This window comes from Cupriavidus basilensis, assembly GCF_029335485.1.
Classification (GTDB): domain Bacteria; phylum Pseudomonadota; class Gammaproteobacteria; order Burkholderiales; family Burkholderiaceae; genus Cupriavidus; species Cupriavidus basilensis_E.
Genome location: NZ_JARJLM010000479.1, coordinates 1 through 4267 on the forward strand (window position 1 = coordinate 1; position 4267 = coordinate 4267).

A 4267-nucleotide genomic window follows, 5' to 3' on the forward strand; every position below is an offset into this window, starting at 1 on the left:
GCGCGGCGTTGGCCAGGCGCTTGAGCGGGTGATTGACCAGCGACGTGATGAAGGCCGCCCCGATGATCGATAGCAGCAGCGCGGCGATACTCCACCAGAGCCACTGGATGCCCGAGACGCGCTCGAAGCGCTCCGGGCTGATGGCGACCCAGTAGTCGTCGCCCTCGATCTCGAAACTGACCCACACGCCGGGAATGTCGTTCACGGTGGTGGCGATCACGGTGTCCTCGCCCAGGCGGCTGCGGATCTCCTGCTGAACCAGGGAATTCAGGAAGGGATTGGCCGTGGGCAAGGTGAAATCGTCGTCTTTCTCGCGCGGGTAGACCTTGATGCCTTCGTTCTGCACCAGGTCGAGCAGCAGGAAGCGCCGCCGCGCGGGATCGGAATAAAGCAGGGCTGCGCGCGTGAGCTTGACCACGCTGACCACCTGCATGGCGACCTGCTGGGCGCGCGGCGCGCGTTCGAAGAGCCGATAGCTCTGGAACCAGACTCCCAGCGAGATCGCCAGCAAGAGGGCGATCAGAATGAAGGTTCGCCAGAACAGCGAACCGAACACACGCGTAGCCGTGCGGCTGATGACAGTCGCCACGATGTGCGGCGCCTTACTTCACGCCATCGGGGATGAAGACGTAGCCGAGGCCCCAGACCGTCTGGATGAAGCGCGGGTTGCCCGGGTCGGGCTCGATCAGCTTGCGCAGGCGCGAGATCTGCACGTCGAGGCTGCGGTCGAATACTTCGTATTCGCGGCCGCGCGCCATTTCCATCAGCTTCTCGCGCGACAGCGGCTGGCGCGGGTGGCGGGCGAAGACCTTGAGCACCGAGAATTCCCCGGTGGTCAGGGTGATTTCTTCGTCGTTCTTGGTCAGGGTGCGCGTGGCGAGATTGAGCACGAAATCGCCAAAAGCGAAGGTTTCCGGCGTTTCGGAAGGCGCGCCGGGGACTTCGGCGGGGCCCTTGCGGCGCAGCACGGCGTGGATACGGGCGATCAGCTCGCGCGGGTTGAAGGGCTTGGGCAGGTAGTCGTCGGCACCCATCTCGAGGCCGACGATGCGATCGACATCCTCACCCTTGGCGGTGAGCATGATGATGGGCGTCTGGTCGTTGGCGCCGCGTAGCCGGCGGCAGATCGACAGGCCGTCCTCGCCCGGCATCATCAGGTCGAGTACTAGCAGGTCGAAACGCTCGCGCAACCAGAGCTTGTTCATCGCGGTGGCGTTTTCCGCCACCAGTACCGTGAAGCCCTGTTCGCCAAGGTAACGGCGCAGCAGGTCGCGCAGACGGGGGTCGTCGTCTACGACGAGAATCTTGTGGCTGGTGTTTTCCATGGCGGTATCTTAGCGACAATCGCTTTCGGTCAAAATGGCTTAACAAAAGGTTACATACTTTACCCCGTGGTATGGCGGCGCGCATCCACCCTGCGTTTACACTGCCGCATACCGTTTCCGGAGCCGCTCCCACGGGGCTTTTCGTGGGTTTCCGCCGTGATGTTTCACTGCCATGACGTGGCCAGGCGGGGCTACCGGACTTCCGGCTTCCGGGGGCCTGACAGCCACCGCACCCGAAGCCAAAACCGCCATTATCAATGAAAGTCACCTGCAAGCGCGCCGGGATCACTCTTTATCGCGTCGGCGCGGCTGTTGCACTGCTGCTGGCCGCCAGCGCCGGATACCCCCAATCGCCTGGCATGGCGCAGTTGCTGTCCGGCGCCGGCAAGGCGAATTCCCGGGAGGGCGGGGGCCGCAACGAGCGCGAGCGCCATGGCCAGGACGAGGCGCGGGCACGCGGCAAGTACCGCGGCGAGCGTGAAGTGACCGAGCGCCTTCCCCGTGGCTCCGCGCACGACAGGCTGTCGCCCGACGAGCGGCGCAAGCTGCGCCAGAACCTCTACGAACTCGGGCGGGAAATGTACCAGGGCGGTTGAGGCCGCATACGTGGAGCAGCTTGCCACGGTACGCGGCGCGCGGGGTATCGGCGTCCGTCCTACTTCCGGCTACCGGACTTTTCCGGCGGGATATCGCATCGCGGTATCCCTTCAGGGCAGTCCGGCGTGCGGCACCTCGACTTCGGTGGTCAGGATATGGCCCAGCCGCGAGGCCCGGCGTTCCGCCTCGTCGAAGCTGGGGGCCGCCGCCAGGAACAGCGTAGTGCCGCGCGGTCCTCCCAGCGCCGCTGCATAGATGCCCGTTCCGCAGGCAATTTCCTCGTCGATCCGGCCGCCCGGCATCACGCGCAATACGCGGTTGCCGATGGCGTCGGCAACCCAGAGCGCGCCTTCGGCATCCTGCGCGCAGCCATCCGGCGCGACCCTGGCGTTGCCCATGATCTGGGCCAGATCCGTGCCGGCGGGCTGGCTGCCGAACAGCGCCCAGTCGCGCCTTGGGCCGAGGGAGCCGTCCTCGGACAGGTCGAAGGCCGAAATGCGGTTGCCAAGCGTCTCTCCCACCACCAGGGTCTTGCCGTCAGGCGTGATGGCCGAGCCGTTGGGGAAAAACAGGCCCTCGGCCACCACCGTGACCGACCCATCCGGATCCACCCGCGCCAGGCTGGCGGTCTGCATCGGTGCGCCGGCCATCAGGTCGAAGCCGAAATTGCCGACATAGGCGCGTCCCTGCCGGTCGACCACCATGTCGTTGCCATGGCCCGTGGCCACGGCGGACAGGTCGGCATGCACCGCGAGGCTGCCGTCGGTTTCGCGCCGCAGCAGCTTGCGGTCGCGCATCGAGACGATCAGCAGGCGCCCGTCGGGCAACCAGCCAAGGCCGGAGGGTTGCTGCGGCACCTCGGCAATCGGCTCGACGGCGCCATCCAGGCTCACCGCCAGCACCCGATGGGTGTAGAAATCCGACAGCCAGAGTCGCCCCTCGTGCCAGCGCAGTCCTTCCAGGAAGGTGTGGCCGCTGGTCAGAACCGACAGTTTGCGTTGCGCCATGCGTGGTCTCCGTCGCGATCTTTCGATCTTGTGGTTGGATGTGCCTACATCCAATACGATTTGTGGCGGGACCGCAAGCGCGCCGTGCCGCCGGCCTTAGCCGCGCGGCTGGAAATGCCGCAGGAAATCGACGAAGACCTCGGCCGCCAGCTGGGCGTCGCCGGCGGTGATGGTCTCGAGCGGGTTGTGGCTGATGCCGCCGTTGCCGCAGCGCACAAACAGCATGGCCACATCGGTGATGCGGTGCATCATCATGGCGTCGTGGCCGGCGCCCGAGGGCAGTTCGAAGGCCTGCAGGCCGCGCTTTCTCAGCACCGCGCCGAACTGGTCCATCAGCCAGCGTGCGCACGGCGCATTGTTGACCGGCGTGACGCGCTCTACGCCGGCCGTGAGGCCGCGGCGCTCGGCAATGTCCTGGATGCCGGCCAGGATATCGGCGATGGCAGCCTCGCGAATGCCATCCTCGCCGGCGCGGATATCCATGGAGAACACGCATTCGGCGGGAATCACGTTGCTGGAACCGTTCGGTACCTGCAACTGGCCCACGGTGCCGACCAGCGTGGGCGCTTCGGCGCAGCGCCGCTCCACCAGCAGCACCATCTCGGCGGCGGCCGCGGCGGCGTCCTTGCGCATCGTCATGGGCGTGGTGCCGGCGTGGCTCGCCAGCCCCTGCACGCGCACCTGGAAGCGGCTGCTGCCGGCGATCTGCGTCACCACGCCGAGCGGCAGGCCGTGGTGCAGCAGAACCGGTCCCTGTTCGATATGGACCTCGACGAAGCCATGCAGGGTGGCGGGGTCCACCGCCGCGGCCCGCAGCGCGTCGATGCTGCCCGCGCCCGGCAGGCCGGAGCCGGCCAGTGCTGCGCGCATGGTCACGCCGTCGGTATCGGCGCGCTCCAGCAGGGCGGGGTCGAAACGGCCCGCCAGCACGCTGCTGGCGAGGAAGCTGGTCTTGAAGCGCAGGCCCTCCTCTTCGGCAAAGGCCACCACATCGAAGTGGTAAGGCAGGCGGATGCCGGCCGCGTTGAGCGCGCCGGCCACGGCGACCGGCAGCAGGATGCCGAGCCGGCCATCGTAGCGGCCGCCGTTGCGCACCGTGTCGAAGTGCGAGCCGGTCATCAGCACGCGCGCGGTCTCGCCCACGGCCGGATCGGCGGCATAGCGGCCGATCACGTTGCCGATCGCATCGATGCGGACCTGCATGCCCGCCGCCGCCATCCATTCGGCCAACTGGGCCTGCGCGGCGCGATGAGCCGGGGTCAGGTAGGCGCAGGTCAGGCCGCCCTCCATATCCGAGAAGCGGGCCAGCGCGGCCGCCTGGTCGAGAATGGCCTGGCC

The 4267-nt window shown here is 67.3% G+C and carries 4 protein-coding genes and 1 pseudogene; 1 reads left to right on the top strand and 4 read right to left on the bottom strand.

The features are described 5' to 3' along the window. Positions 1-589, bottom strand: a pseudogene (locus P3W85_RS29410) (two-component sensor histidine kinase); the annotation flags it as partial. 13 nt (positions 590-602) lie between these two features. Then, a complete protein-coding gene (ompR, locus tag P3W85_RS29415) occupies positions 603-1325 on the bottom strand; it encodes an osmolarity response regulator transcription factor OmpR (RefSeq protein ID WP_006576352.1) in 723 nt (240 codons plus the stop codon). A 257-nt stretch (positions 1326-1582) separates the two neighbouring features. On the opposite strand from ompR, the gene P3W85_RS29420 reads away from it, so the two are divergent. Then, positions 1583-1921 carry a hypothetical protein gene (locus tag P3W85_RS29420; protein WP_017227787.1) on the top strand — a complete coding sequence of 113 codons (339 nt, stop codon included), beginning with the start codon at positions 1583-1585 and terminating at the stop codon, positions 1919-1921. Positions 1922-2032: 111 nt separating this feature from the next. Here P3W85_RS29420 and P3W85_RS29425 read toward each other — a convergent pair whose 3' ends face one another. Both P3W85_RS29425 and P3W85_RS29430 read right to left on the bottom strand, forming a co-directional pair. Next, positions 2033-2929, bottom strand: a complete 897-nt coding sequence (locus P3W85_RS29425) for an SMP-30/gluconolactonase/LRE family protein (RefSeq protein WP_276267353.1) — start codon at positions 2927-2929, stop codon at positions 2033-2035. 96 nt (positions 2930-3025) lie between these two features. Then, positions 3026-4267: Zn-dependent hydrolase (locus tag P3W85_RS29430; protein WP_276267354.1), on the bottom strand; the 1242-nt coding region annotated here is incomplete at its 5' end.